Consider the following 26812-nt stretch of genomic DNA (forward strand, 5'->3'; position numbering starts at 1 on the left):
CAAGGTCTTCCCGGCGCAAGGGGCGGAAAAGCCGGGAAGCTTCCGTCGGCCCACGGGGATGCAAAGCCTGACGGGATTTCTGCGCCGCGCCGGAGCGCGGCGGTAATCATGTGGGGAGGCGGGTCCGGTGGCGCTGCAATGGACGCAAGGGAACCTAGAGGAGCATGAGCTGCTCGCCTCCCGGTGTGGGCGGGGTGAAGAGGTCACTCCTCAGCCGGCGCTTCTCCTGATTGAGGCCAAGCCGTTTGGCGGCGATCTCGAACCGGCGACCGATCTGCCAGGCATAGGGGCCGGCGCCTTTCATCCGCTTGCCCCACTGGGCGTCGTAATCCTTTCCGCCACGCATGGAGCGGATCAGCGAAACGACATGGCGATAACGATCAGGCGCATGGCGCAGCAGCCATTCCTTGAAGATGGGGCTCACCTCCAGCGGCAGACGCAGGATGATGTAACCCGCCTCACGCGCGCCGGCGGTCGCCGCCGATTCCAGAATGCGTTCGATCTCGCAATCGGTGAGGCCGGGAATGACGGGGCCCATCATCACGGAGGTGGGGATGCCTGCCTCCGTCAGCGCGCGCACCGTTTCCAGCCGGCGCGACGGGGTGGCGGCACGCGGTTCCATGGTGCGCGCCAGCTTGCGGTCGAGCGTGGTGACGGAGAGTGCGACCTTGGCCAGCCCCTGCTCGGCCATGCGGGAGAGGATGTCCATGTCGCGCATGACGAGCGCAGACTTGGTGACGATGCCGACCGGATGTTTGTGCGCCTCCAGCACTTCGAGAATCTCGCGCATGATGCGGTATTTCTTCTCGATGGGCTGGTAGGGGTCGGTGTTGGTGCCGATGGCGATGGTGCGCGGCTCATAGCCGGGCTTTGCGATCTCACGCTCCAGAAGGCGGGCGGCATCCGGCTTGGCAAACAGTTTTGCCTCGAAGTCGAGCCCGGCCGAAAGCCCCATATAGGCGTGGGTGGGGCGTGCGAAGCAGTAGACGCAGCCATGCTCGCAGCCGCGATACGGATTGATGGACCGGTCGAAGGAAATGTCCGGCGAGCTGTTGCGCGTGATGATGGTGCGCGGCTTTTCCACCTGCACTTCGGTCTTGAAGGGCGGCAGTTCCTCAATGGAACCCCAGCCATCATCGAAGACATGCCGCGACACCGGTTCGTAACGTCCCGACGGGTTGATGCCTGCGGCACGACCGCGCCGGCGTTCGGCATCGATGCGGATGCCGGACCGGTCGATCACCGTGTTGGCCACCGCGGCGCCACCGCCATTGAAGGCGGCCGTATCTGCTCTGGTCATCTGTTCCATGGGTCACTCCATGCCTGGGCGATGTGGCCGGCTTTCTGGAACGCGGGAACTGGCGGAAAGCGGAATCAGCATCGCTGCCGATGAATCTATTCCTATCGAACAAATGAGAACAAAGCAAGAACTTTAATCGGGGAACGGCACAGCCGTGTTTGTCCACAGGCGTCAGGAACCAGCATCCATGTGGATGCCAGCCTGGCTTGAAACAGGTTTTTGGAGAGGTGGGGTGCCGCTCAGGCGGACTTGCCGCCGCCGCGCTTCAGATGTTCGGCAAGTCGCGGCATGATTTCCACGAAATTGCAGGGCATGTGGCGGTAGTCGAACTGGTCCCTGAGGATGCCGTCCCAGGCATCGCGGCAGGCGCCCGTGGAGCCGGGCAGGGCGAAGACGAAGGTCTGGTCGATGAGGCCGGCGGTTGCGCGCGACTGGATGGTGGAGGTGCCGATCTTCTCAAAGGAGATGCGGTGGAAGACATGCGAAAAGCCATCCATGCGCTTGTCGAACAGCGGTTCGAGCGCTTCGGGCGTCACATCGCGACCGGTGAAGCCGGTGCCGCCGGTGGTGATGACGGCATCAATGCCGGCATCGGCGCACCAGAGTTTGACGGCCATGCGGATGGCCTCGACATCGTCGGCAACGATCCTGCGGTCGGTGAGCGTGTGGCCCGCCGCCTCGATGCGTTCGGCAAGCGTCTGGCCGGAACGGTCATCTTCGAGCCCGCGCGTGTCCGAGACGGTGAGCACGGCGAAGCGCACGGGGATGAATTCACGGGTGGGCGTGGTCGGCATCTGGCTGCTCCGCTGCAAGGGTTTCGGTTTCAAGGACGAACCATTCGGGATGTTCGCAGGCAAGGGCGCGCCGGGCGCGCGCTGCCGCATCCGCTGATGAGAAAATGCCGAAACAGGTGGCGCCCGAGCCCGACATGCGCGCGGTCAGCGCGCCGGCGCGCCTGAGAGCGCCAAGACCATCTTCGATCTGGGGCACGAGGCGGCGCGCCGGCATTTCCAGATCGTTGCGCGCGCCATCCAGCCAGCGGACGGCCGTTGCGGCGTCGGGCAGGTCCTCAAGGGCGGGAAGGGGAGCGTTGTCGCGCCGCTCAAGCGCTGAAAAGACTTCAGGCGTTGAGAGCGGAATGTTGGGGTTTACCAGAACGAGCGGCAGGGCGGGGAAGGCGGGGAGCGTTTCCAGAGCCTCACCGATGCCGCGCGCGATGAGGGGTTTGGCGGCAAGGCACATGGGCACGTCGGCCCCAAGCCGGAGGCCAAGGCGGATGAGATCGGTCTCGTTTATGGCGAGGTCCCAGTGGCGGGCGAGCAGACGCAGGGCTGCGGCCGCATCGGCGGAGCCGCCGCCAACGCCCGATGCAACGGGCAGGTTCTTTTCCAGATGGAGCCGCACCGGCGCGCGCGCATCGCCGCCGAAGGTCTCGCGCAGGAGATCGCGGGCGCGAGTGACGAGATTGCCGGACCCGATGGGCACATGAGCGGCGTAATGGCCCGATACGAAGAAATCGTCTTCCGCGCCGTCTTCCACTTCCAGAAGATCACCATCGCCGGTGAAGGCCACGAGCGTATCGAGCAGATGAAACCCGTCCGCGCGTCTTCCGACGACATGCAGTGCCAGATTCACCTTGGCGGGCGCGATCATGCTGCCGTGTGGGGACATGTGAGGGGCCGGGTCCTGACCTTGAAGATGGAGGGAGCACCGGACCGAAAACGTGGAAACCGGTTTTCAGTTATCCCGATGCTCTATCTGCATGAATTCTCTAGTCTTTGGGAACGCGATATTCGCCCGTCTTGGGATCGTACACCAGTGTTCCCATGCTGCCATTGGCCGCTTCCTTGCGGGCGCGGCGCGCTTTTGCGGTCACGCGTTCGGCCTCGCGGACGAATTTGCGATAGCCCACATAGGCCACAACGCCGACTGCGGCGAAGAAGATCAGTTGGGGCATTGTCGATCCTCCGGTTTCATGCCACCGAGTTTAGCGCATCCATTCGGACGCACAAAGGACGCTTTGATCCGGCGCGGCGCCGGGTCAAAGCCCGTAGCGACGCCACAGCGCCTGTTCCTCTGCTGCTTCCAGAAGACCGGAGGCTGCGTTGCCGGCAAAGGCCGCCCCGAGATCGGGCAGGCCGCCGGCGCTGCCGGCAATGCCAAGCTTGCGGCCGAACAGGCCACGCGGCTGGGTGATGAGGGCGAGTTTGGTCTTTTCGCCATAGCGTTCCTTGAGCACCGAGCGCATGTCGCCGATGCCGTCCACAAGCCCCAGTTTCAGGGCGCTTTCGCCGGTCCAGAATGCGCCGGTGAAGAGATCGCCATCCTCGGCGAGCTTTGCGCCACGGCGTTCTTTCACCAGATTGATGAACGTGTCGTGGATTTCGAGCTGGAGCGATTTGAGGCGCTCCACGTCTTCCTTCTTCTCCGGCTGGAAGGGGTCGAGGATCGCCTTGTTCTGGCCGGCCGTGTGCACGCGCCGCTCGACGCCGATCTTCTTGAGCATCTCCGGGAAGCCGAAACCGGCGGAGACGACGCCAATGGAGCCGACGATGGAGGAGGGATCGACGATGATCTCGTCGCCGGCAATGGCGATCATGTAGCCGCCGGAGGCCGCCACATCTTCAACAAAGACGAAGACCTTCTTGTCCTTCTCCGTCGCGAGATCGCGGATGCGGCGGAAGATCAGGCGGGACTGCACGGGCGAGCCGCCGGGCGAATTCAGCGAAATGGCGACGGCCGGCGCATCCGGCATGGAAAAGGCGCGCTCGATCACGGCGGCCGTGGTCGCCAGCGACAGATTCTGGCGAAAGGCGCTGCTCGACGGCATGATTGCGCCGGAAAGCCGGATCACGGGAATGGTGACCGTATTGCCGCGCAGGCTTTTGGGAAGAAGACGGCTGAAGAAGCGTCGCAAGGGCTCTGTTGCTCCAGATGACAGGGATTACAGCTCAAAAGCATGTAGGCATTTGCGCGGGCCGTGCAATGGCGAAGCGCGCTCAATCACCAAAAAGCGCCGCCTGGCCATTGGTCAGCGCCTCGGCGCGTTCTGTTACCTGGTTGTCGCGGTCGCGCAGGACAAGCGGCGGCTCCAGCGTGAGGCCGGCGCGGTTTCCCTTCCGGGCGCGAATCAGAATGCGGATCGCGGGGCTTTCAGCCCGTCCATGCACGGGCACGATGCGCGCGCCGCCGAAACGGCCCTCCAGTGCGGCAAGAATTGCGGCCAGCGAGGCAGGGCGCGCGATCAGCGCCAGAAGCCCGCCGGGCGCGGTGATGGCGGCGGCGGTGCGCAGCCATGTCTCGAACAGATCGTCGGCCATCACATGCGCCGCCCGCTTCAGCGCATCGGGCGTGGCGCGGTCGCTGGCGCTGTTGAAAGGCGGGTTCATGACGACGCCGGAAAACGCATTGCGGCCAAGACCTGCGGCTTCACGGGCCGTTCCGGTCAGCGTCACGTCGGCTTCGAGCACGGAGATACGGGGGGCAAGGGCGCTGTTTTTCGCAAGAGCGATGCTGCGGCGGGCGAAACCGGCCATCTCGGGCGCGTTTTCAACAAGGGTGATGTGCGTCTGCGGGCAGCGGGCGGCCACGGCAAAGCCGGCAGCGCCTGCGCCCGCGCCCAGATCGGCGACGGCACCGCTGAAACTGCCCGGAAGCGCGGACGCCACCAGCATCGCGTCCACGCCGGCGCGATGGCCGCGCCGCACGGGCTGGACCAGACGGAAAGCGTCCCGATGGAAAGAATCGACGCTGCAGGCCGCGTCGGGAACCGTGTCAGTCATTGTCTCTGTCGCTGCTGCGCATCTCGTGCTCTATGCCCGCATCCTCAAGCAGCTGATGGGCCGCCTGACGGTCTTCCTCGTCTATCAGGATGCGCTTTGGCAAGATGCCGAGCGACCCTTCCAGAATGCTCATGTTCTGGTCGGCGACGAAACAGGCAATGCCCGCATCGCGCAGCAGGCTCTGGACGAAGGAAATGACGACGGGATCGTTGGTGCGGACAAGCTCGAACATGGTGCGACGTTGACAGTTTGCGCCACGGCTGTAAACGACTTCGTGAATAACCGGGGTTACCCCGCGCGCATTCGCCGCTTGCTCCCGTGGGGCAGGGGGAACTAGATTGCGTTGAACGTTTATGAGTTCCGGCTAAGAAGTTCCGGCCCTGCCGCAATTGGAGGACCATCTGTGGGTGTAGTATTGAATCTTGACGGCAAGCGCGGCGCCGCCTCCGTCGCCAGCCTCATGGAGCTGACCGCCGACGAGATGGCGCGTGTAAACGAGCTGATTCTCTCCAAAGCGGGCTCGGATGTGGAACTCATCCCCGAACTTGCAAAGCACCTGATCGATTCCGGTGGCAAGCGCCTGCGTCCGATGGTGACGCTCGCCGCAGCCCAGATGTTCGGCTATTCGGGCGAGGGACATGTGAAGCTCGCCACCAGCGTCGAGTTCATGCACACGGCAACGCTTTTGCACGACGATGTGGTGGATGAAAGCGACCTGCGCCGTGGCCGCAAGACCGCGCGCATGATCTGGGGCAACCAGGCAAGCGTTCTGGTGGGCGACTTCCTGCTCGGTCAGGCGTTCCGCATGATGGTTGAAGTCGGCTCGCTTGAGGCACTCGACATTCTGTCGACCGCCGCTTCGGTGATTGCCGAGGGCGAAGTGCTGCAGCTCAGCGTCGCCAAGAACCTGGAGACGACCGAGGACGACTATCTCGCGGTCATCAAGGCGAAGACGGCGGCCCTGTTCTCGGCCGCGGCGGAAGTTGGCCCCGTGGTCGCAGGCGCGACCCGCAACGACCGCGCCGCATTACGCTCTTACGGCACCAATCTCGGCCTTGCCTTCCAGCTGGTCGACGATGCGCTGGATTATGGCGGCAAGAGTTCGGACCTCGGCAAGAATGTCGGCGACGACTTCCGCGAGGGCAAGGTGACCCTGCCGGTGATCCTGAGCTATCGCCGTGGCAGCCCCGAAGAGCGCGCCTTCTGGAAGAGCGCCATCGAGGACAACCAGTGCGATGATGCGGCGCTGGAAAAGGCAATGACCCTGATGCAGAAACACGGTGCGATCGGCGACACGATCGGCCGGGCGCGCCATTTTGGCGAAATCGCCCGCGATGCGCTCGCGCCGCTGGAGAATACACCGCAGAAAGACGCGCTCCTTGACGTGATCGACTTCTGCATCAGCCGGGTGACCTAAAGTAATTCTTGACGTTGAAGCGCTTCCGCAAAAAGGCCATGCTTGTCTGCAAGACGGGAAGGGATTCCCAGCGTCTTCGCTTTGGCGGAGGAACAAGAGACGAGGGCAGCATGCAGCGGGACGGTAAATGAGAAAGCGCATCAACTCGAGACTGTTGGCAACGGTTGGTCTGGCGGGATTTCTCGCTCTTGCGCCCCAGGCGGGGTCTGCCAAGGAAGGCGGGGTGGACGATAACGATCTGATCTCGATCTCCTCCTTCTCCGGCGCGTTCCTTGCCGCCAGGGCGGCGGAAGCCGACAACGATCTCGACAGCGCCATCGATTATTACGAGCGCGCGCTTTCCTTTGAACCCGACAATCAGGTGATCCAGCAGAGCCTGCTTCTCTCACTGGTTTCGGAAGGCCGCTTCGAGGCGGCGCTTCCGCATATGCGTTCGCTTAAATCCGTGCCCGAGATCGAGCGCTTTTCGCGCCTCGGCCTTGCGGTGGATGCACTGCGCAATGAAAAATACGAAGAGGCCGGAGACTGGCTGAAGCTGGTTCTGGAATCGGATCTCGATCGGCTGATCACCTCCATCATGTCTTCATGGAGCAAGGTGGGCGAAGGCAATTCCGACGAGGCGCTGAAGGCGCTGGACGAGCTGGAAGGGCCGGAGTGGTATCGTCTGTTTAGCACCTATCATGATGCGCTGATCAAGATGCAGAGCGGCATGAACGAGGAGGCGGAGAAGGCCTTCGACGCTTTGCTGAGCGACGTGGCGTCGGCATCCGCCGGCCCGGACACCTATATGCGCGCGGCTGAAACCTATGCCGCATGGCTCGCCTCGCGTGGCGAGAAGGAAAAGGCGCTCGCCGCGCTCGACAAGGGCGAGACCTATATTACGGGACGCGCTGCGACGACCATTCTGCGCGAGAATATCGAGGCCGGCGAAGAGGTTGTCGTGCCGGTGGCCGATGCGCGCGCGGGTGCTGCCGAAATTCTCCTGAACATCGCGACCGCGCTCAATCGCGGTGGCGGCGAGCCCTTCGTGAAGCTCTATCTGAACTATGCGCTGGTGCTCACGCCCGACAATGACGACATTCTGATCCAGCTTGCTTCGCTCGCCGAGCAGCAGAGCGAGCCGGAAAAGGCAATCGCCTTCTATGAGCGGATCGGCGACGGGTCGCCCTGGCGGCGTCTTGCGGAACTGCAGACAGGTTTGAACCTGGCTGATCTCGACCGCCATGAAGAGGCGGAGACCTTTCTCAATACGGCAATCGAGCAGGACCCCGACGACATTCGCGCCTATCTGGCGCTGGGCCGCGTCTACGCGGTGCAGAAGGATTATGCATCGGCGGCGAAGGTCTATGACCGCGCGGTCGAGCGTGTCGAAGAGCCGGAACGCGAGGACTGGAGCCTCTTCTACCAGCGCGGCATCGCCTATGAGCGGCTGAAAGAGTGGGAGAAGGCGGAGCCGAATTTCTTCAAGGCGCTGGAGCTTTATCCCGACCAGCCGCAGGTTCTGAACTATCTGGGCTATTCCTGGGTCGACATGAACATGAAGCTGGAAGAGGGGATGAAGCTCATCGAGCGCGCGGTCGAGCTGCGCCCCAATGATGGCTACATCGTCGATTCGCTTGGCTGGGCGCATTACCGGCTTGGCCGTTATGAAGAAGCGGCAAGCGAGCTGGAACGCGCGGTGGCGCTGCGGCCGGAAGATCCGGTGCTCAACGACCATCTGGGTGACGCCTACTGGCGCACGGGCCGCAAGCTCGAAGCCACCTATCAGTGGGCGCATGCGCGCGATCTCGATCCCGAGCCGGACCTGCTGGCCGAGGTGGAGAAGAAGCTCAAGGACGGTCTGCCAGAAGAAGACGGGAAGCGCCTTGCCGAGGTTTCACCGGCGGACGCGGTGAAAACCGACGAGAGCGCCACAGCCGAGGCTGCGCCCAATACGGCCCCTGCGCCTGAAACGGTCGAACCGGAAGCAGAGCCCGAGAGCGAGGCGAAGGCTCCCGAAACGCCGCAGAAGGCTGCGACAGGTGGTGCGATGTACACCATCAAGCCCGGTGAGACGCTCTGGTCCATCGCTGTCGACCAGCTTGGCGATGGCGAGCGGTTCCGCGATATTCTGGCGGTCAATCCGGCGCTCAAGAGCAATCCCGACCTGCTCAGGGCAGGGCAGGAAATCCGGCTCCCGGACTGAGTTCGTGTCCTCCGCGCCTTGACGCTTGCCGGGGCGCGGAATAGGACGAGCCGGCATCCACCCCGGAGAAGCCCGGAATCCACCCGGAGAAGCATTGTGAACGCCCCCAGCACCGACCTGCCCAACACGCACCCCACGCGCTCGTTTCAGGGCCTCATTCTGACCCTGCACAATTACTGGGCCTCGCATGGCTGCGTCATCCTGCAGCCCTACGACATGGAAGTGGGCGCGGGCACGTTTCACCCGGCCACGACGCTGCGCTCGCTTGGTCCGAAGCCGTGGAACGCGGCCTATGTGCAGCCTTCGCGCCGCCCGGCGGATGGCCGCTATGGCGAAAACCCGAACCGGCTCCAGCACTATTATCAGTATCAGGTCATCCTGAAGCCTAACCCGTCCAACCTGCAGGAGCTCTATCTCGGCTCGCTGGAGGCCATCGGCCTCGACATGGCGACGCATGATGTGCGCTTCGTGGAAGACGACTGGGAAAGCCCGACGCTCGGCGCATGGGGCCTTGGCTGGGAGTGCTGGTGCGACGGCATGGAAGTGTCGCAGTTCACCTATTTCCAGCAGGTCTGCGGCATTGAATGCGCGCCTGTTGCCGGCGAGCTGACCTATGGTCTGGAGCGGCTGGCCATGTATGTGCAGGGCGTGGACAATGTCTACGACCTCAATTTCAACGGCCTGGAAGGCGACGCCAAGGTGACCTATGGCGACGTGTTCCTGCAGGCCGAGCAGGAATATTCGCGCTTCAACTTCGAATATGCCGACACGGACATTCTGTTCCAGCACTTCAAGGACGCGGAGGCCGAGTGCCGTGCGATCCTGGAGGCGGGTGCGCCGGCGGAAGCGGGCAATCTGCACAAATGCGTGTTCCCGGCCTATGACCAGTGCATCAAGGCGAGCCATGTGTTCAACCTGCTCGATGCGCGCGGCGTGATCTCTGTGACGGAGCGCCAGAGCTACATTCTGCGCGTGCGCGAGCTGGCCAAGGCCTGCGGTGAGGCCTTCCTGCTCACCGATGCCGGCGGCGCGGAGAAGGCAGCGGCCTGATCAATCTCCTTTGGCGAATGATGAAGCGGGGCGTATCATGGATGCGCCCCTTTTTCATTTGGGCCAACGGAGGAGATCATGACGCAGCATGGCCATTTCCACTGGAACGAACTGATGACCCGCGACGCGGAGAAGATGAAGAGCTTCTACGCGGATGCGGTGGGCTGGACCTTTGACGACATGGACATGGGCAACGGGCAGACCTACTGGATCGCCATGGTTGGCAAAACGCCGGTGGGTGGCATGTTCACCATGGCCGGTCCGGATTTCGACGGCGTTCCGGAATACTGGATGTCCTATCTCTCGGTGGATGACGTGGATGCCGCCCTTGAGAAAGCGAAGGCAGGCGGCGCATCGGTGATGCGCGAGCCCTTCGATGTGCCGGGTGTTGGCCGCATCGCCATTCTGCGCCAGCCGGGTGGCGCGGTGATTGGCTGGATGACGCCTGTCGACATGAGCTGAGCACCGGTCCGGACAAAAGACCGTCAGGCGCGGTCGATCAGGCCTGCAAGATGCGCGGCATCGGCCGGAGCGGCCATGGCGCAGAGCTCCGTTTGCTGTGTCGAAAGGGTCTGCAGGGCGCGGCGTATGCCGGAGGGGCGTTCGCTGCTGCCGGGCACGGCCTGAATGGTCAGGCAGGCGCTGAGCGCGATTGAATGCAGGAGCGTTGAGGCGGTTGTCATTGTCTTCGTCCGGGGTGTGAACTGATGCAGGTCAGTCGCGCTGCGGCACGAAAAGGTTCATTCCCGGGTCGTGGCGGGTGACATTGGCGGGCGGAGTTGCTATTGCCGCACCCAATACAGTCCGCTTTTCAGAGATCCCAAATGCCCGATCTTCTTCTCGAACTCCGCTCCGAGGAAATTCCCGCCCGCATGCAGCGCAAGGCTGCCGGCGATCTGAAGAAGCTGGTAACAGACGGTCTCGTGGATGCCGGTCTCACCTATGAGGCGGCGACCGAATACTGGACGCCGCGCCGGCTGACGCTCGACATTCGCGGCGTGACCGCCCGCTCGAAGGATGTGCGCGAGGAGCGCAAGGGCCCGCGCACGGATGCGCCGGAAAAGGCGATCCAGGGCTTTCTGCGTGGCGCAGGGCTTTCCTCCATCGATGAGGCCGAGGTTCAGACCGACCCCAAGAAGGGCGATTTCTATGTCGCGGTGATCCAGAAGAAGGGCCGCGCGGCCGAAGAGATCGTCGCCGACATCATGCCGGGCATCATCCGCAATTTCCCATGGCCGAAATCCATGCGCTGGGGTGCGGCTTCTGCAAAGCCCGGCAGCCTGCGCTGGGTGCGGCCGCTTCAGTCCATCCTGTGCACCTTCGGTCCGGAGACCGAGGAGCCGGTGGTGGTCGATTTCGAGATCGACGGCATTCGCGCCGGCAATGTGACCCATGGCCACCGCTTCCATGCGCCGGACGCCATCACGGTGCGCCGTTTCGAGGATTACGCGGAGAAGCTGGAAGCGGCGAAGGTCGTGCTCGATCCCGACCGCCGCAAGCGCATCATTCTCGATGACGCGCGCAATCTCGCTTTCGCGAACCGGCTTGAGCTGGTGGAAGACGAGGGGCTTCTGGAAGAGGTTTCGGGCCTCGTGGAATGGCCCGTGGTGCTGCTGGGCGAGTTCGAGGAAGACTATCTGACGATCCCGCCGGAGGTTATCCGGCTGACGATCCGCGCCAACCAGAAGTGCTTTGTCTGCCGCCCGCAGGGCGAGACGGACACGCTTTCCAACCGCTTCGTCATCACCTCGAACATCGAGGCGAAGGACGGCGGCAGGGAAATCGCCTATGGCAATGGCAAGGTGGTGCGTGCGCGCCTTTCCGATGCGCTCTATTTCTGGAAGACCGACCAGGCGGACCTGCCGGATCTCGGCAAGCTTGAGGCCTCGGCCAAGAAGTTCGGGCTCGATCTTTCAAAGCCGCTCGACCAGCGCATGGCGCGGCTCGACCATCTGGGCGTGACTTTCCATGCCAAGCTCGGCACGCAGGGCGAGCGCGTGGCGCGCATTGCGGCGCTGGCGGAGGGAATTGCGCCGCTGGTGGGGGCCGATCCGGCAGAGGCCGTGCGCGCGGCGCATCTGGCCAAGGCCGATCTCCAGACCGAAGTTGTGGGCGAGTTCCCGGAGCTACAGGGCTTCATGGGCCGCAAATATGCGAGCCTTCAGGGCGAGAGCGATGCGGTGGCGGCGGCCATCGAGGATCATTACAAGCCGCAGGGACCCAACGACGCCGTGCCGACCGATCCGGTCTCCGTCGCCGTGGCGCTGGCCGACAAGCTGGACGTGCTCACGGGCTTCTGGACCATCGACGAAAAGCCGACGGGCTCGAAGGATCCCTATGCGCTGCGCCGTGCGGCGCTGGGCGTGATCCGCATCATCATCGAGAACAAGGTCGATCTGTCGCTCATCGAGGCTGCGAACCCGGTCTGGCTGGAGCATTTCCGCACGCTTTACGGCCATGCGGCCAGCCAGTTCCTGGCGAAGGTCATGGAGATTGGCGGTCAGTTGAGCCCGGATTCGCTGAAGGTGATCCTGCAGCAGATCGCGGAAGACGAGCGGGCGAATGTGGAGCGCAATGCCGCGACATGGGCGGCGGGGTTGAATGACCGCGCCGACGATTTGCTCTCCTTCTTCCATGACCGGTTGAAGGTTTACCTGCGCGATCAGGGCGCGCGCTACGATCTGATCGACGCGGTGATCTCGGAAGACAGCGACGATCTGCTTCTGATCGTGCGCCGCGTGGAGGCACTGTCGGAATTCCTCGCCACCACCGATGGCGAAAACCTTCTGGCCGGTGCAAAGCGCGCGGCAAACATCGTCGCTGATGCGGAGAAGAAGGGCACGACCATCGCCGATACGGTGGATGCGGGCCTTTTTGCAACGGATGAGGAGCGGGCGCTGTTCGACAGTCTTGAAGAGCAGGAGCGCTTCGCCGGCGAGGCCATCGCGGAGAATGACTATGTGAAGGCGCTGTCCTTCCTTTCGGCGCTGCGCCAGCCGGTCGACGCCTTCCTTGACGGGGTGATGGTCAATGCGGATGACGAGGCCGTGCGGGCAAACCGCCTGGCGCTGCTCGCCCGCATTCGCAGCGCGACGGCCCAGGTGGCCGACTTCTCCCGGATCACCGGGTAAGAGGATCGCTGCGCCCCGTTCGGGCGAATGAGAGAGGATTGAACATGGGGCCGGGAAGCGGATTTCGCTTTCCGGCCCTGTTCTTTAGGCGAAGACGTAAACCGCCAGCGCCACTGCCAGATAGGAGGCGAGGCCTGCCAGCGGCCCGAGCTTCTGCAGATAGGTGGGCGGGGGCGTGCCGGGCGAGGCGCGCTTCACGGCCACGAAGCCGAGAATCGCGACCACCAGAATGAAGCTTGCCGCCAGAAGCTTTAGGACGAAGGCGGTGCTCATCAATGCGCCGTCATACTGGACGAGCCACATCCACAGGCCGGTGAGCCACAGGAGCACGACGCCGATCAGCGTGATGAGGGTGAAGCGCGGCCGCAGCGCCAGAAGACCCTGCGGCGGCGCGCCATCGGAGCGTTTGGCCTGGATGGCCACCATCATGCCCCCCATGCCGCCGGCAGCCCCCAGCATGAGGCCGAAAAAATGCAGGATTTTCATGAAGGTCAGCATGGGAAATTTCTCCGAACAATGTTGCGCGGAGGGTGCGTTGCGGCGCGCGCAAGGTCAAGCCGGGCTTGAAAACCCATCCTGACAGCCTGATGGCAGGAACTATTCGGGGCGGCCGAGGGGCTGACCGGAAGGTGGCGCTGCGGATGGAGGTGCTGCGGCAGGCCCGTTGTCTGCTTTCGTCCCGGCACGCCGTTTTGCCTTGTGCCGGCGCTCTGGCGCAGCGGGCGTGGCCTGTTCCGTCTTTCGAGGTGCGGAAGCAGCGCGCGGGGCTGCCGGGCCGGTCTCGCCGCCGCGGATCACCCTTGGCAACTGGCGCGGTCTCTGCGGAATGGAAGACGTGGTTTCGCCTGTCGCCGGCCCAAGCGAATGCGCGGGCGCGCCGATGTCGACCATGGAAGGGGAGAGGTGGTGAGGCGCTATCTCCGGCATGGCGCTCAGGGCAGGGCCGGGATAGGAGAGCGGTGGCGTATCCGGTGCGGGCTGCCGTTCTTCCAGCGCAAGCTCCTTGAGCGCGATGGTCGAATGCTGGTGCAGATGATCTTCGGATTTCAGCTCAAGAAGGGATGAAGCGCGAACGTCGCCAGCCGCGACAAGCAGCATGGTGACAAGCAGTGGCTTCACGAGCCCTGATCGCATTCTTCTCCCCCAGTCATTGGCGGTTTATGGCGCGCATTTCATTTCGCCTGACCACTCAAACGCGAAATCCCTTAAGATTCAGCAAACTCGCTTGCCGGCGAACTTGCCCGCCATGGGCAGGCGCGATACTCAGCAGAGGGATTTTTATGAGGATCTGGTGCTTGGCTGATATCCTGCCGGAGAGTGAAGCCCTGTCGCGGGCTGTCGAATTTTTGCGTGAGGGAGCGGCCATCGCCATCCCCACGGAAACGGTTTACGGGCTGGCCGCCGACGCCACCAATGGCGAGGCGGTGGCGCGCATCTATGAAACCAAGGGGCGCCCGCAGTTCAATCCGCTGATCGCCCATGTGGCGGACATCGCGATGGCCGAACGTATCGCCAATTTTAATCCGCTTGCGCGCAGGCTGGCCGATGCGTTCTGGCCGGGGCCGCTGACACTGGTTCTGCCGCACCGCGTGGGATCGGGCATTCATCCACTGGTGACAGCGGGGCTCGACACGATTGCGCTGCGCTGCCCCAGAGGGTTCGGCGCGCGCGTGATTGCGGCGCTGGACCGGCCTGTCGCAGCTCCCAGCGCCAACACATCCGGGCGCATCAGCGGCACCACGGCGCAGGCCGTTGCGGCCGATCTGGGCGCGCGCATTCCGCTGATCGTGGATGGCGGGCCGACCCCGGTGGGGCTTGAATCCACCATTGTGAAGGTTTCGGACGACGGGATTGCGCTGTTGCGGCCGGGCGGCATCGCGGCAGAAGAGATCGAACGCGTTGCCGGTCTTCCGCTCGCGCGCGGGGCAAAGGGCGTACAGGCTCCGGGGATGCTCGCATCGCATTATGCGCCGAGCGCCCATATGCGGCTCAACGTGACACAAGTGAAGCCGGGTGAGGCGCTTTTGGCCTTCGGTCCCCGGCGTGTGGGGGGCGCGGAAAAGGCGGTTGCGCTGCGCAATCTCTCCGAAAGTGGAGATCTGCGGGAAGCCGCGGCCAATCTTTTCTCCCATCTTCTCGCGCTGGACAGTTCGGGCGCTGCCACAATCGCTGTGGAGCCGGTGCCCCTTGAAGGGCTGGGCGAAGCCATCAATGATCGCCTGGCGCGCGCAGCCGCGCCCCGTGACAGCTAATTTGAGACAGCCAATTCCTGAGGAACCCATCCATCCATGACCATCGATGCCGCACTGCTCGCCCGCTTTTCAGAAATCGTCGGTGAGCGCCATGCGCTGACCGCCCCGGACGAGATCGCGCCCTATGAGGAGGAGCCGCGCGGCCTTTTCGGAGGCAAGACGCCGCTTGTGCTGCGCCCGGGTTCTGTGAACGAGGTGAGCGCGATTCTGCGGCTGGCCAGCGAAACCGGCACGGCGGTGGTGCCGCAGGGCGGCAATACGGGCCTTGTGGGCGGCCAGATGCCCGATGGCGATGGCAATGAGATCGTTCTCTCGCTTTCGCGTCTCAATCAGATCCGCGAGATCGATTTGCAGTCCAACACGGCCACCGTGGAGGCAGGCGTGGTTCTGCAGGTGCTGCAGGAAGAAGTGGCGGAGAAGGATCGCCTGTTTCCCCTGTCGCTCGGCTCGCAGGGCTCCTGCCAGATCGGCGGCAATCTCTCGTCCAATGCAGGCGGTGTGGGCGCGCTCGCCTATGGCACGGCGCGCGACCTCTGCCTCGGCGTGGAAGTGGTGCTGCCGAGCGGCGAGGTGTTCGATGATCTGCGCAAGCTCAAGAAGGACAACACCGGCTACGATCTGAAAGACCTGTTTGTCGGCGGGGAGGGCACGCTCGGCGTTATCACTGCGGCGGTGGTGAAGCTCTTCCCCATGCCCAAGGGGCGGGAACTGGCCTGGGCGGCGCTGCCTTCGCCAGCCGATGCGCTGCGCTTTTTCGAGATGGCCAATGACCGCGCCGGCAACGGGCTCACGGCATTCGAACTCATCGAGCGCACGCCGCTGGCGTTCACGCTGGCGCATGTGCCCGGCGCTGTCGATCCGCTGGAAGAGGCGCATCCCTGGTATGTGATGATCGAGATTTCGTCCGGCCGCTCCGCCGACGACGCCAAGGAACTGATGGAAGAGATCCTGACCGTCGCCTTCGAGGAAGGGCTGGTGGTCGACGCGGCCATTGCCCAGAACGAAGGGCAGGCCAATGCTTTCCGCCATCTGCGTGAGTCCATGTCGGAGGCGCAGAAGCCCGAGGGTGGTTCGATCAAGCACGACATTTCGGTGCCGGTCTCGGACATTCCCGCATTCATCGAGCGGGCAGGGCCTGCCGCACAGAAGGTCGCACCGGGCTGCCGCGTGGTGTGTTTCGGCCATATGGGCGACGGCAATCTGCACTACAACATTTCGCAGCCGGAAGGCGGCGACAAGCAGGCCTATCTGGCGCTCTACCGCGAGATGAACGACGCCATCCACGCCATTGTACGCGATCTGAACGGTTCCTTCTCGGCAGAGCATGGCATCGGGCGCATGAAGCGCGACGAACTCGTCGCCACGCAGCCGGCCATCGCCACGGAGCTGATGCGCCGGGTGAAGGCAGCATTCGACCCGGCTGGCATCATGAACCCGCACAAGGTGATCTAGGGGGCGGGTAGACGAGAGCGGCCTGAGGGGCAGGCGCGGCTATCTGGCGGGTATTGCGGCAAGCATGCCTTCAAGGCCGCTTTCCTTCAGGGCGCTGGCGAGTGCGGTTTCGTAATCGGCCCGGGCCTCTTCGAGCCGCGCCTCACCCTTTTCGGTGATGACGGAGAAGACGCCACGCTTGTCGTCTGCGCAGACGTCGCGAACCGTCAGGCCGGACCGCTCCATGCGCTCCACCATGCGCGAAATCGAACTCTGATTCAGCTGAAGATGGGTCGCCAGATCCTGCATGCGCAGTTCGCGATCCGGAGCCTTCGCCAGCGCCTGAAGCGCGCGGTATTCGGAAAGGCCAATGCCGTGCTCGCTGGTCAGCATGCGGGCGATATCGCTTTCCACAGTGCTGACGGTGTGGACCAGGCGGAGCCAGGCATCGCTTGAACTGGGCATGGCTTGGTCTCCTGCGGGCGGTTTTCTGACGGTGAAGCAGATGTATGCGCATGCAAAATCCGTTTCAAGCCGCTCTCCCGTCGATATGCGCTTCCCTTGGCTTTGGCGGGGCGTTTCGGGAAGCGAAGCGCCCGCGGCGGAGCGCGCCGCGGGGCTTTCGGACCGATGATCAGCCTGCGGCGGTCTGTTCGCCGGCAAATCTGGGACTGTCAGCGAGCTTGAGCCAGACCACGCCGCCGATGATGACGGCGAGCCAGCCGATCTGGCCGATCGTGAGCGGCTGGTCGAGAAGCAGGCTGCCGAAGGTTGCCGCGCCGACCGCGCCAATGCCGGCCCAAACCGCATAGCCGATGCCGACATCAATGGTCTTGAGAGCCGCGCTCAGAAAATAGAGCGTCAGCAGGAAGAAGATGATGGCAGCGATCGACCAGGACGGGACCGTGAAGGCCTGACTGCCGCCGACGCTGAGGGCGTAGCCGATCTCGAATGCGCCGGCCAGCAGCAGCCTGATCCAGGCGCGGGCGTTGCCCGTGGTTTTGGTGTGGGTGGTCATGGGGAGTTTCCTTGAGGTGATTGGCGGGACGGCAAGCGCGCCAATCCGCCGGGTGAGGGGAGGGCTCTCCGTTGCACTATGCCGCGCCGGTGAGGCGCAGGCCGACAACGCCGCCAATGACGAGGAGAATGCCAAAACCCTTCTTCCAGTCGAGCCGCTGGTTGAAGAAGAGTGCGCCGATCACGACGATGCCGACGCCGGCGACCGAGGTCCAGATCGCGTATCCCACGCCCACGTCGAAAGTGAGCAGGGCGAGGCCCAGGAAGAAGGTGGCGATGGCACCACTGATGAGCGTGGCGGCGGTCCAGAATGGCTGGGTGAAGCCCTGGGCCCTGCCAGCCGATATGGCGACGGCGACTTCAAAGATGACGGCGATGCCGAGATATAACCAGTGCATGAGGGGATTCCTTTCGAATTGAGCGGTTCGGGGCTTGGTGGCGATGCGTGGAGTGGCTGCTTCTCGCAGTCGTGATTCCAGTTCAGGCAGGGCCGGGTGGTTGGTTTCCATCTGGTTGCATGTGCATACATATTGATTTGCACAGATGGTGTCAATTTATTTGCTTGCGCATGCAATTAAATAGTGAGCACGCAGGCTTTCTGACGCAGCGTGAGGGCTCTGGCGGGCTCTGGCGGGCACTTGCGGGTGCCGAAACCCAATGCGCCACCCCTTGTCTTTCGGGCCTTTGGGCAATGCCGTTTACGTTCCGGTGACGGGACTTTCCAGACTGTTACACCCGGTTGGAAATCGCTAACCAATTGTAAGGTCAGCAAAATTTAACTGACTTTCTAAGCCTGCCGGTAACGGGCCATCGCTAGAGTGCATCCCATAACGAGGTCGAAAACGACCCGGTGAGAGAACCGGAAAACCGGCTCTCAGGAGTGACAGGAAGGCAAAGACATGAACGGTGGGCTTAAGCCAGTCTGGGCGGGCCGCGCGATGCGGCTCGACCCTTTTCATCTGCCGCAGGCGGTGAGCTATGCGTCGCATGATGCATTCGGTGAGGTGTCCTTCACCATCAATCAGCGTGGTGTGCGGATGCGGCGTCTGCTCAGCCAGAGCGGCCTGCCGGTGACCTTTGCGCTGCCGCCGCGCGCATTTCGTGGCGTGGCTGCCCGCGCCATGGAAGATGATTTCGGTGACGTGACCGTCACGCTCGAACTGCACCATTCCGATCCGATGCTGTGCGTGCCGCTTCTGGTGGCGGACGATCTGGACGATGTGGCCGCTGACTGGCGCGCCTGGTCCGAAGCGCTTGGCCTGCCCATGCTCATGATCGAGGATGATGGTCTTGCCCATGCGCTTGAAGAGAGCATTGGCGAAGTGAAGGCCGCGCCGCCGCAGGAGCGCCGTCAGGGCCGCCCGGTGCGTGCGCGCCGCCCGCGCTTTCTCGCCCGCCGCAAATGCGGAAGCCTCGGTGTGCGCGTGGTTGTCGGGGGCGACGAGATCATCGCCCGCGACTGAACCGCAGCCTTAGAAAACAGTCTTGGAAAGTTGCCTTAGAACTGTGGGCTGATGACGGCCCACAGGCTGCCGCCGATAAGGCCCAGGAAAATCAGCCAGCCAACCACATTGTTGGAACGGAAAAGCGCCAGGCACTGGTCCGGATTGTCGATGTCGATGACCCGGATCTGACGCGCCATATGCGCGCCGGCGGCGATCAGACCGGCGAGTGCTGGCATCGGCACTTCAGCGAGCGCAAAGGCGACGGCGAAGAACAGAAGCGCGCCGCCATAAAGCGCGATCAGCCATTGACGGGTCCTGTCGCCAAACAGGCGCGCGGTTGAACGCACGCCAACAATGGCGTCGTCTTCCTTGTCCTGATGCGCATAGATTGTGTCATAGCCGATCACCCAGAGGATGGAGCCGAAATAGAGCAGCACGGGCGCAAGCGTGAGGCTTTCGAAATCGGCTGCCCAGCCCATCAGCGCACCCCAGGAAAAGGCAAGTCCCAGAAAGAGTTGCGGCCAGTCCGTGAATCTCTTTGCGAAGGGATAGATCGCCACGACCGCAAGCGAGGCAAAGCCCAGTGCGATGGCGAAGATGTTGAACTGGACAAGCACCAGAAGACCGACAAGCGCCTGCGCGATGAGGAAGGCCCAGGCCTGTTTGCGCGAGACCTGACCGGAAGGCAGGGGGCGCGAACGGGTGCGCTCGACCGCATCATCAATGCGCTGGTCAACGATGTCGTTATAGGTGCAGCCCGCGCCACGCATGGCGATCGCGCCGATGAGGAAAAGCCCCAGGTGCCAGAGCGAAGGCAGCACGTCTTCCAGAGGCGCGCCGGGCCGTGCATAGGCGGCTGCGGCCAGCGCGGCGGACCACCAGCAGGGCCACAGAAGCAGCTGCCAGCCAATGGGGCGATCCCAGCGGGCAAGCTGCGCATAGGGCCACATGGCCTGCGGCATGACACGATAGACCCAGTGTCCGGAGGGGGCATCCGAGACGCGGCCCTGACCCTGACGGGACTGGATCTTTTCCATGACGCATTTTCCTTCTTGTTGTCTCCTTCAGGAGGGAGTGGCAAGGCCTGATGCGCGCGTCAAGCGTTTCTGTCGTGGGAAGTTGGCATCTGCGCCTTGATTTTCGCTGCAAAGAGCCATAGCCCGAAGCGACAATTGAACAAGTGGGGATGCGTGGCATGAATGTTCTCTTGATCGGATCCGGCGGCCGTGAGCACGCGCTCGCCTGGAAACTTGCGGCCTCCCCGGTTTTGACAAAGCTCTACGCAGCACCCGGCAATCCCGGCATGACACGGGATGCCGAATGCGTTGCGCTTGACGTGTCGGACCATGACGCCGTCGTTGCGTTCTGCCGTGAAAAGGGCGTCGACCTCGTGGTGGTCGGCCCGGAAGCGCCGCTGGTGGCGGGGCTTGCCGATGCGTTGAACGCTGCGGACATTCGCGTGTTTGGCCCGAGCGCCGCCGCTGCCCGGCTTGAAGGCTCCAAGAGCTTCACCAAGGAACTGTGCGACCGCTACGGCATTCCCACCGCCGCCTATGGCCGCTTCGAGAATGCGCTGGCCGCGCGCGCCTATGTGCGCGAGCAGGGCGCGCCCATCGTCATCAAGGCCGACGGGCTTGCCGCCGGCAAGGGCGTGACCGTCGCGATGACGGAAGACGAGGCGATTGCAGCAATCGACGAGTGTTTCGACGGCAGCTTCGGCGAGGCGGGCGCTTCGGTCGTGGTGGAGGAATTTCTGGAAGGCGAAGAGGCGAGCTTCTTCTGCCTGTGCGATGGCGCTGCGGCGCTGCCCTTCGGCACGGCGCAGGACCACAAGCGCGTGGGCGATGGCGACACCGGCCCGAACACCGGCGGCATGGGCGCCTATTCGCCGGCTCCGGTGCTGGACGAAGCCATTCTGGCGCGCACCATGGCCGAAATCATCGAGCCGACGCTCAAGGGCATGGCGGAGATGGGCGCGCCCTTCACCGGGGTTCTCTATGCGGGCCTGATGCTGACCAAGGACGGCCCCAAGCTCATCGAATACAATGTGCGTTTCGGCGATCCGGAATGCCAGGTGCTGATGATGCGCCTCAAGGAAGACCTTCTGGCGCTGATCAACGCGGCGGTGGACGGCCAGCTCGCGCATGTCTCTGCCCGCTGGCGCGACGAGGCAGCGCTTACCGTGGTGCTGGCGGCCAATGGGTATCCGGCAAGTCCGGAAAAAGGCACGGCGATCCGTGGGCTGGAAGCAGCGGCTGCGGACGAGAATGTCGAAATCTTCCACGCCGGCACGGCGCTGAAGGACGGTGTTCTGGTGGCCAATGGCGGCCGCGTTCTCAATGTCACGGCGCTTGGCGCTTCAGTCACGGAAGCGCAGCAGAACGCCTATCGCGCAGTGGACCTGATCGACTGGCCGGAAGGTTTTTGCCGCCGCGACATCGGCTGGCGCGCCGTGGAGCGCGAAGGCTGAGGCGCGCGCCTCAGCCTCTCTTCTGCGAACGGCCGAAATGCTCCTCGATCCGTGACTGGAGGAACTCCAGGCATATGGACAGCATCCAGTAGATGAAGGATGCGGTGATCAGCATTTCGATGTGCCGGAACTCGGTCTGGCCGAGCGTGCGGGCCAGATACATGATCTCCCAGACGCCGACGACCGAAACCAGCGATGAATCCTTCAGCATCGAGATGAACTGGTTGCCCGTCGGTGGGATAATGACGCGCATCGCCTGGGGCAGGATCACCAGAAACATCGTCTGATTGGGGCCGAGCCCCAGCGCGGTCGCGCCTTCCCACTGTCCCTTGGAAATGCTCTGGATGCCGGCGCGGAAGATTTCCGTCATATAGGCGCCGTAGCAGAGCGACAGCGCCATGATCCCTGCCGGGACCGCGTCGATGACGAAGCCAAGCTGCGGCAGGCCGAGGTAGATGATGTAGATCTGCATGAGCAGGGGCAGACCGCGAAACAGGGAGGTGTAGAAGGAGGCGAAGCCGTAGATGAGGCCGTTCTTGGAGAGCTTGGCGATGGCGCCGAACAGGGCGATCGTGGTGGCGATCACGATGGCAAGCACTGAAATGTAGAGCGTTGTCACAACGCCCTGAGTGACCAGAAAGCCAATCTTCTTGGCGATGAATTCGAAGCTCAGGTCGAAGGAATAGAAGAAGGCGAGAAGCAGGGCAAAGAGCGTGACCCAGCTCACGATTATCTGCTGGCGTCTTGGCAGAAGCGAGGCCGCCCGCCAGAAGGTCGCGATGATGAGAGCGAGAATGAGCGCTCCGGAGATGCGGCCTAACAGGGAACCCGAAGCATCGGCTTCTCCGGCGCCACTGAACGCGCTCATGACGCCATCGCCGGCTCCCAGGATAAAAAGCGCCGTGGTCATGGCGACCATGACCAGCGCCTGCCCGCTCCAGTACATGGCGCGCGGATAATCCAGCGCAAGCCGACCGATCAGCTCCATTTCCTCATCCCCCCTTTTGAGATCGCCATTCCTGCCATTTGTCCTGCATTTGCAGCTTCCAGAAGGTTGTCTGCGCGACGGCGAGCCCGACCGCGCCCCCGGCCCAGGTCAGGCCGAACGGCGCGAACAGGCGCAGGCGCGTCTCGTCGCCCAATATGGCTTCCGCGACCACCTTCCCCCCGATGGCGGTCGTGTTCATGCCGTGCCCGCCAAATGCGGTGCAGTGCCAGATATTGGGGCCGAGACTGCCAATCTGGGGCATGCGGTGGCGGGCATAGGACATCATGCCCGACCAGGCGAGTTCGACCCGAAGATCTGCAAGCTGCGGGAAGGTGCTGACCATCTCGGCGCGCAGCTCCCGTGCCAGCGCTTCGGTGCTTGCCGCCCGTGTGGTGATGCGGCCGCCCCAGAGAATACGCCGCCCATCGTCGACCAGCCGGTAATAGTCGCCTGCGCGCCGGTTGTCGCCGACTGCGTGCCTTGTGCGGATGGCGCTGGCGATGAGCTCGGGATTGTCCTCGCTCAGGAGCACATAGGTGGCGATCGGCAGGTAGGCCCGCTGAAGCCTGTCTGACAGTGACCCGGTGTAACCGCCAGTGGCGATGACGAGATCGCGCGCCTTGACCTGACCGTTCTGCGTGTCGATCAGCGATATGGCGCCCTTGCGGTGCAGGGCGACAGCAGGCGACTGCTCGAAAATCTGTCCGCCCGCCTTTTCCACCGTGCCGGCAAGGCCACGCAGATAGTTGAGCGGGTGAAAATGAAATGCCTGATCGTCGCGCAGCGCCTGAAAATAGCGCTCGCTGCGCAGTTCCGCCCGCACCTCTTCAGTGTCCATGAAGGTGAGGGGATAGTCGAAGCGCTCGCGCATGGTTTCGGCATCGCACCGCAGGCTCTCGCCGGTGTCGTAGCGAACCACGCTCATGATGCCGTTCCGGGGAGCGGCTTCATCAAGGCCGAGCGCATCAATGTGCTGACGCACCAGACGCATGCCTTCTATCGAGAGGCGATGCAGGGCGTCGCCATGCGCCTGGCCGACCATGCCGGCAATGGCCGCACGGCCATGCGCATAGCCGGGGCTGACAAAACCGCCATTGCGTCCGGACGCGCCCCAGCCAATGCGGTTTTCTTCCAGAAGAATGATGCTTTTGCCGGCTTCAGTCAGGTGAAAGGCGGTGCTGAGGCCCGCGAGCCCCCCGCCGATGATGCAGCAATCGGCTTCCTGCACCCCTTCGAGAGGCGGTCTTTCGGCTGCGTCGGCCAGCGTGCGGGAATAGAATGTTTCGATATAATTCATGGCAACCCATCAAATGCCCCGCGGCAGGCCGCGGGGCTCGCGATAGTGATTATTTATCGCTGTAGTCTTTTCCGTACCATTTCTCGGTGAGTGCGCTCAGCGTGCCGTCCGATTTCATTTCCTCGAGAACGCCGGAAACCTTCGCAACCCACTCATCGTCACCCTTGTCGGCGATCACGACAAGCGGTTCACGGAAGGCATATTCGTTCTCGATAATGCGCACCTTGTAGCCATTCTTGACGGCATTCTCGGCCGTCTGCACCGGTGCGATCACCGCATCAAGACGCACGCCTGCGCCAAGCCGCAGATCGTCGAAGGGCAGCATGGAGCTTGCATAGGTGCGCACTTCGCCCGGTTCCACCTTGTATTCGATGGGGGGCATGCCAGGCGCGTCGATCTCGAGGCGGCGGTTGATGAAGTCTTCCGAGGTGGTTGCCGTTTCCACACCGATCTTGCCGCCGTTCAGCTGCTCCACGGTCTTGATGTCGGAGTCGGCGTGCACCACGTAAACATAAGGGCTGTAGTAATAGATGCTGACGAAGTCGATGACATTGGAGCGCGCCTTGGTCGGGGTTACCGATGCAACGCCGATATCGTAGCGGCCTTTCCAGTGTCCGCCGGTCATGATCGCCCAGTCAGGCGTCTCATAGGAAATCTCGACACCGAGACGTTTGGCGATTTCACCGGATACGTCGATGTCGAAACCTGCCAGCTGGCCGGAATCGTCCAGAAAACTCTGTGGAGGCCAACTCGCATTGGTGGCCACGACCATGTTCTTTTTTTCCATGACCCGGTCGAGCGTTTCGCCGGACATGGCGGCGCCCGTCAGGCCGAACAGTGCGACGGCTGTCCATACGCCGGTTCCCAGTTTCTGCAGTTTCCTCATCTTTTCTCCTCCCAGTTTTGCCTATTTTTGCGGGCCCTCGCTGATTACGAGAAGAACCCGGCTTTCCGCGTCCAGCCCGAGACCGGTCCGGATGCCCGGATCCCCAAGCGCGTGGGTCAGGCCAGCCAGTCCCGCGCCTCCCGAAGGCGTGGTCGCAAGCCCGGTTGTCTTTGCGAGCAGGGCCGGCGCGGCCATCAGCTCCGCTTCGGAAACGGTGATCGTTCTGGCGTCGCAGCCCTGCAGCACTTTCAGAGCCGGCGCGCTTGCCCGCCCGCAGGAGAGCATGGAGGCGCAGGTGCGCAACTCGCCCTGAATGGTTTCAGGGTGCCCCTTCTTCATCGCGACATGCACACATGCCGCTTCCGCCGGCTCCACCACCACGACGATGCCGGGCGCGTCCATGAAGGCGTGCAGGCCGCGCGCCATGGCGGCAGCCAGCCCGCCAACGCCTGCCTGAATGAAAAGATGCGTGGGTTTATGAAGATTCTGCGCTGCGTATTGCTCACGCGCCTCGCCGGCAATGACGCCATAGCCAGCCATCACATGCCCGGTCATCACGTCGTTCACATTGTCGCTTGTGTCGGCAATGAGAATGGCGCCGTCAGCTTCGGCGGCACGCGCGGCCTCGTTCACCGCGTCATCGAATGTCCCCGCTACGATGATGACATCCGCACCCGTGTCTTCGATCCGCCTGACCCGTTCCTTCGAGACATCGGCATGCAGAAACACTCTGGCGGGGAGGCCCGCGTAACGAGCGGCAGAGGCAACCGCCAGGCCGTGATTGCCATCGCTGGCGCAGACCAGGATGCGGGCTTTTTCGCCCTGCGTGGCCACCGCTTCGAGGCCGGCAAACGTGCCGCCGAGCGATTTGAAACTGCCAAGCGGGCGCTTGCTTTCGTCTTTCAGGTGTATTTCGGCGACGCCGAGATGTTCCGCCAGTTGCGGAGAAGAGGATAAGGGAGAGGCCTGATAAGCGCTGTCGAGCTTCTTCAGGCGAGCCATGATGAGATGATGATCCGGCACAATGTTCATGAAATCCTCCAGATGACATCAGTCTATCGGCTGCAGCCTATGCAAAACGCCGAAATTCGCTGTAGGTTGGCGAAATCAGGCTTTTGGAGAGGATAATGTGACTGAAATCGTCACGCTCGATCAGTTCGACAGGAAGCTTCTGGCCCTCGTCCAGAAAAACAATCTGCGGCCGGCGCGGGAGCTTGCGGAGGCCGTCGGCCTCTCGGAAAGCGCCGTTTTGAGGCGCTTGCGGCGGATGCGCAGCGAAGGGGTGATTGTCGCCGACGTCGCGGTGGTCGATCCGGCGGTTGCGGGCGAGGTTGTCTCCATCCACGTGCTCGTCTCTCTGGAGCGTGAGCGCTCTTTCGATCTTGATGCCTTCATCCGCAAGATCAGGCTGCGGCCCGAGGTGAAGAAGATCTGGTACGTGACGGGTGAGGTGGACTTCGTTCTTCTTCTGCGTCTGCCGGGCATGGATCACTATGCCGACTTCGTGGATGACGTGTTCCATGCGGACGAAAATGTTAAATCGTTCAAGACCATTGTTGCGATACGCGAGATTGAGACCGGTGGTGGTTAGAAGCGTATCAACGGCACCAGGCTCTCCATGACCCAGATCATCTTTCTCCACGGCGCTTCGAGCAGCGGCAAGTCGACGCTTGCGCGGGCGCTTCAGGCGCGCATCGAGCTGCCTTTCTGGCATGTCTCGATAGACCATCTGCGCGATGCCGGAGTTCTGCCGCTACAGCGGTTCCGGCGCGGCGATTTCGACTGGCAGGCCGCCAGGCCCGCCTTCTTCAAGGGGTTTCACGCGTCTCTGGCAGCCTATGCGAGGGCGGGGAACAATCTGATCCTTGAACATATTCTGGATGACGACGCATGGCTGCCCGAGCTTCAGGCGCTGCTTGCGCCATTCGATGTCTATTTCGTCGGGCTTCATTGCCCGCTGACTGTTCTCAACGAGCGGGAGGCGGCGCGTGGAGACAGGCCCGTGGGCAGTGCGCAGCGTGATTTCGAGAAGGTGCATCTCGGAAAGAACTATGATCTCGAACTACAGTCCCTCGACGGCGCAGAGCGCAATTCCGATCTGATCCTCAGGGGCTGGAGAGGCCGGGCGCGCAATTCGGATTTCGCGCAATAGGTGCTGCGT

29 protein-coding genes are annotated in these 26812 nt (G+C 63.1%); 11 read left to right on the forward strand and 18 right to left on the reverse strand.

Features of this window, described 5'->3' with window-relative positions:
• Nucleotides 1–154: 154 nt before the first annotated feature.
• The 7 genes from JYP46_RS03025 to JYP46_RS03055 form a co-directional block, all read right to left on the reverse strand.
• Nucleotides 155–1309, reverse strand: coding sequence for a PA0069 family radical SAM protein (locus tag JYP46_RS03025; protein ID WP_113154487.1), 1155 nt, complete (start codon nucleotides 1307–1309; stop codon nucleotides 155–157).
• 230 nt (nucleotides 1310–1539) lie between these two features.
• Nucleotides 1540–2094 carry a molybdenum cofactor biosynthesis protein B gene (gene moaB / locus JYP46_RS03030; RefSeq protein WP_206547227.1) on the reverse strand — a complete coding sequence of 185 codons (555 nt, stop codon included), beginning with the start codon at nucleotides 2092–2094 and terminating at the stop codon, nucleotides 1540–1542.
• Nucleotides 2072–2971 carry a 4-(cytidine 5'-diphospho)-2-C-methyl-D-erythritol kinase gene (locus tag JYP46_RS03035; RefSeq protein WP_222473838.1) on the reverse strand — a complete coding sequence of 300 codons (900 nt, stop codon included), beginning with the start codon at nucleotides 2969–2971 and terminating at the stop codon, nucleotides 2072–2074. Before JYP46_RS03035 ends, moaB begins: the two co-directional genes overlap by 23 nt.
• Nucleotides 2972–3071: 100 nt before the next feature.
• Complete coding sequence (locus JYP46_RS03040; RefSeq protein WP_113154490.1) at nucleotides 3072–3257, reverse strand: NfeD family protein; 186 nt, start codon at nucleotides 3255–3257, stop codon at nucleotides 3072–3074.
• Between the two features lie 84 nt (nucleotides 3258–3341).
• Nucleotides 3342–4217, reverse strand: coding sequence for a S49 family peptidase (locus JYP46_RS03045; protein ID WP_206545825.1), 876 nt, complete (start codon nucleotides 4215–4217; stop codon nucleotides 3342–3344).
• A gap of 82 nt (nucleotides 4218–4299) precedes the next feature.
• Entirely contained in the window at nucleotides 4300–5082 is a 783-nt protein-coding gene (locus tag JYP46_RS03050) for a tRNA1(Val) (adenine(37)-N6)-methyltransferase (RefSeq protein ID WP_206547228.1), read from the reverse strand.
• Entirely contained in the window at nucleotides 5075–5314 is a 240-nt protein-coding gene (locus tag JYP46_RS03055) for a putative signal transducing protein (protein WP_113154493.1), read from the reverse strand. Before JYP46_RS03055 ends, JYP46_RS03050 begins: the two co-directional genes overlap by 8 nt.
• 171 nt (nucleotides 5315–5485) lie before the next feature.
• On the opposite strand from JYP46_RS03055, the gene JYP46_RS03060 reads away from it, so the two are divergent.
• From JYP46_RS03060 to JYP46_RS03075, 4 genes are all read left to right on the forward strand, one after another.
• The gene (locus tag JYP46_RS03060) at nucleotides 5486–6499 is read left to right on the forward strand and encodes a polyprenyl synthetase family protein (protein WP_113154494.1); all 1014 of its coding nucleotides are present in this window, start codon (nucleotides 5486–5488) and stop codon (nucleotides 6497–6499) included.
• 127 nt (nucleotides 6500–6626) lie between these two features.
• Entirely contained in the window at nucleotides 6627–8684 is a 2058-nt protein-coding gene (locus tag JYP46_RS03065) for a tetratricopeptide repeat protein (protein ID WP_206547229.1), read from the forward strand.
• 117 nt (nucleotides 8685–8801) lie between these two features.
• Complete coding sequence (locus tag JYP46_RS03070; RefSeq protein ID WP_204360896.1) at nucleotides 8802–9734, forward strand: glycine--tRNA ligase subunit alpha; 933 nt, start codon at nucleotides 8802–8804, stop codon at nucleotides 9732–9734.
• Nucleotides 9735–9812: 78 nt separating this feature from the next.
• Nucleotides 9813–10196 carry a VOC family protein gene (locus tag JYP46_RS03075; RefSeq protein ID WP_206547230.1) on the forward strand — a complete coding sequence of 128 codons (384 nt, stop codon included), beginning with the start codon at nucleotides 9813–9815 and terminating at the stop codon, nucleotides 10194–10196.
• A gap of 23 nt (nucleotides 10197–10219) precedes the next feature.
• On the opposite strand, the gene JYP46_RS03080 is transcribed toward JYP46_RS03075, so the two are convergent.
• On the reverse strand, nucleotides 10220–10417 hold the full coding sequence (locus tag JYP46_RS03080) for a hypothetical protein (protein ID WP_206547231.1): 198 nt from the start codon (nucleotides 10415–10417) through the stop codon (nucleotides 10220–10222).
• Nucleotides 10418–10558: 141 nt separating this feature from the next.
• Here JYP46_RS03080 and glyS point away from each other — a divergent pair, with 141 nt between their 5' ends.
• Nucleotides 10559–12865 carry a glycine--tRNA ligase subunit beta gene (gene glyS / locus JYP46_RS03085; RefSeq protein ID WP_206547232.1) on the forward strand — a complete coding sequence of 769 codons (2307 nt, stop codon included), beginning with the start codon at nucleotides 10559–10561 and terminating at the stop codon, nucleotides 12863–12865.
• An 84-nt stretch (nucleotides 12866–12949) separates the two neighbouring features.
• Here the strand turns inward: glyS and JYP46_RS03090 are convergent, their stop codons facing one another.
• A complete protein-coding gene (locus JYP46_RS03090; RefSeq protein WP_206547233.1) occupies nucleotides 12950–13363 on the reverse strand; it encodes a hypothetical protein in 414 nt (137 codons plus the stop codon).
• A gap of 99 nt (nucleotides 13364–13462) precedes the next feature.
• A complete protein-coding gene (locus tag JYP46_RS03095) occupies nucleotides 13463–13999 on the reverse strand; it encodes a hypothetical protein (RefSeq protein WP_206547234.1) in 537 nt (178 codons plus the stop codon).
• A gap of 161 nt (nucleotides 14000–14160) precedes the next feature.
• Between JYP46_RS03095 and JYP46_RS03100 the strand changes: the two genes are divergently transcribed.
• The gene (locus JYP46_RS03100) at nucleotides 14161–15117 is read left to right on the forward strand and encodes an L-threonylcarbamoyladenylate synthase (protein ID WP_206547235.1); all 957 of its coding nucleotides are present in this window, start codon (nucleotides 14161–14163) and stop codon (nucleotides 15115–15117) included.
• A 36-nt stretch (nucleotides 15118–15153) separates the two neighbouring features.
• Complete coding sequence (locus JYP46_RS03105; RefSeq protein WP_206547236.1) at nucleotides 15154–16569, forward strand: FAD-binding oxidoreductase; 1416 nt, start codon at nucleotides 15154–15156, stop codon at nucleotides 16567–16569.
• A 39-nt stretch (nucleotides 16570–16608) separates the two neighbouring features.
• Here JYP46_RS03105 and JYP46_RS03110 read toward each other — a convergent pair whose 3' ends face one another.
• The 3 genes from JYP46_RS03110 to JYP46_RS03120 all read right to left on the reverse strand — a co-directional run bounded on the left by JYP46_RS03110 (nucleotide 16609) and on the right by JYP46_RS03120 (nucleotide 17963).
• Complete coding sequence (locus JYP46_RS03110) at nucleotides 16609–17013, reverse strand: MarR family winged helix-turn-helix transcriptional regulator (protein ID WP_206547237.1); 405 nt, start codon at nucleotides 17011–17013, stop codon at nucleotides 16609–16611.
• A gap of 169 nt (nucleotides 17014–17182) precedes the next feature.
• The gene (locus JYP46_RS03115) at nucleotides 17183–17566 is read right to left on the reverse strand and encodes a DMT family transporter (RefSeq protein ID WP_206547238.1); all 384 of its coding nucleotides are present in this window, start codon (nucleotides 17564–17566) and stop codon (nucleotides 17183–17185) included.
• 76 nt (nucleotides 17567–17642) lie between these two features.
• Nucleotides 17643–17963 (reverse strand): DMT family transporter, encoded by a 321-nt coding sequence (locus JYP46_RS03120; RefSeq protein ID WP_206547239.1) that lies wholly within the window; start codon nucleotides 17961–17963, stop codon nucleotides 17643–17645.
• 501 nt (nucleotides 17964–18464) lie between these two features.
• Here JYP46_RS03120 and JYP46_RS03125 point away from each other — a divergent pair.
• Nucleotides 18465–19028, forward strand: a complete 564-nt coding sequence (locus tag JYP46_RS03125; protein ID WP_113154507.1) for a DUF6101 family protein — start codon at nucleotides 18465–18467, stop codon at nucleotides 19026–19028.
• Nucleotides 19029–19063: 35 nt separating this feature from the next.
• Here JYP46_RS03125 and ubiA read toward each other — a convergent pair whose 3' ends face one another.
• Nucleotides 19064–20047, reverse strand: a complete 984-nt coding sequence (gene ubiA, locus JYP46_RS03130; RefSeq protein ID WP_206545838.1) for a 4-hydroxybenzoate octaprenyltransferase — start codon at nucleotides 20045–20047, stop codon at nucleotides 19064–19066.
• A 158-nt stretch (nucleotides 20048–20205) separates the two neighbouring features.
• Between ubiA and purD the strand changes: the two genes are divergently transcribed.
• A complete protein-coding gene (gene purD, locus JYP46_RS03135) occupies nucleotides 20206–21480 on the forward strand; it encodes a phosphoribosylamine--glycine ligase (RefSeq protein WP_206547240.1) in 1275 nt (424 codons plus the stop codon).
• A gap of 10 nt (nucleotides 21481–21490) precedes the next feature.
• Here the strand turns inward: purD and JYP46_RS03140 are convergent, their stop codons facing one another.
• The 4 genes from JYP46_RS03140 to JYP46_RS03155 form a co-directional block, all read right to left on the reverse strand.
• The gene (locus tag JYP46_RS03140; RefSeq protein ID WP_244974837.1) at nucleotides 21491–22462 is read right to left on the reverse strand and encodes an amino acid ABC transporter permease; all 972 of its coding nucleotides are present in this window, start codon (nucleotides 22460–22462) and stop codon (nucleotides 21491–21493) included.
• Between the two features lie 10 nt (nucleotides 22463–22472).
• Complete coding sequence (locus JYP46_RS03145; protein WP_206547242.1) at nucleotides 22473–23765, reverse strand: NAD(P)/FAD-dependent oxidoreductase; 1293 nt, start codon at nucleotides 23763–23765, stop codon at nucleotides 22473–22475.
• Between the two features lie 49 nt (nucleotides 23766–23814).
• Nucleotides 23815–24579 (reverse strand): transporter substrate-binding domain-containing protein, encoded by a 765-nt coding sequence (locus JYP46_RS03150; RefSeq protein WP_244974838.1) that lies wholly within the window; start codon nucleotides 24577–24579, stop codon nucleotides 23815–23817.
• 93 nt (nucleotides 24580–24672) lie between these two features.
• Entirely contained in the window at nucleotides 24673–25683 is a 1011-nt protein-coding gene (locus JYP46_RS03155) for a pyridoxal-phosphate dependent enzyme (protein WP_206547243.1), read from the reverse strand.
• A gap of 97 nt (nucleotides 25684–25780) precedes the next feature.
• On the opposite strand from JYP46_RS03155, the gene JYP46_RS03160 reads away from it, so the two are divergent.
• Both JYP46_RS03160 and JYP46_RS03165 read left to right on the forward strand, forming a co-directional pair.
• Entirely contained in the window at nucleotides 25781–26242 is a 462-nt protein-coding gene (locus JYP46_RS03160; RefSeq protein ID WP_206547244.1) for an Lrp/AsnC family transcriptional regulator, read from the forward strand.
• Nucleotides 26243–26269: 27 nt separating this feature from the next.
• Nucleotides 26270–26803, forward strand: coding sequence for a chloramphenicol phosphotransferase CPT family protein (locus tag JYP46_RS03165; protein ID WP_206547245.1), 534 nt, complete (start codon nucleotides 26270–26272; stop codon nucleotides 26801–26803).
• Nucleotides 26804–26812: the final 9 nt, after the last annotated feature.

Origin of the sequence: Nitratireductor aquimarinus (assembly GCF_017255295.1) — a bacterium.
Taxonomy (GTDB): domain Bacteria; phylum Pseudomonadota; class Alphaproteobacteria; order Rhizobiales; family Rhizobiaceae; genus Nitratireductor; species Nitratireductor aquimarinus.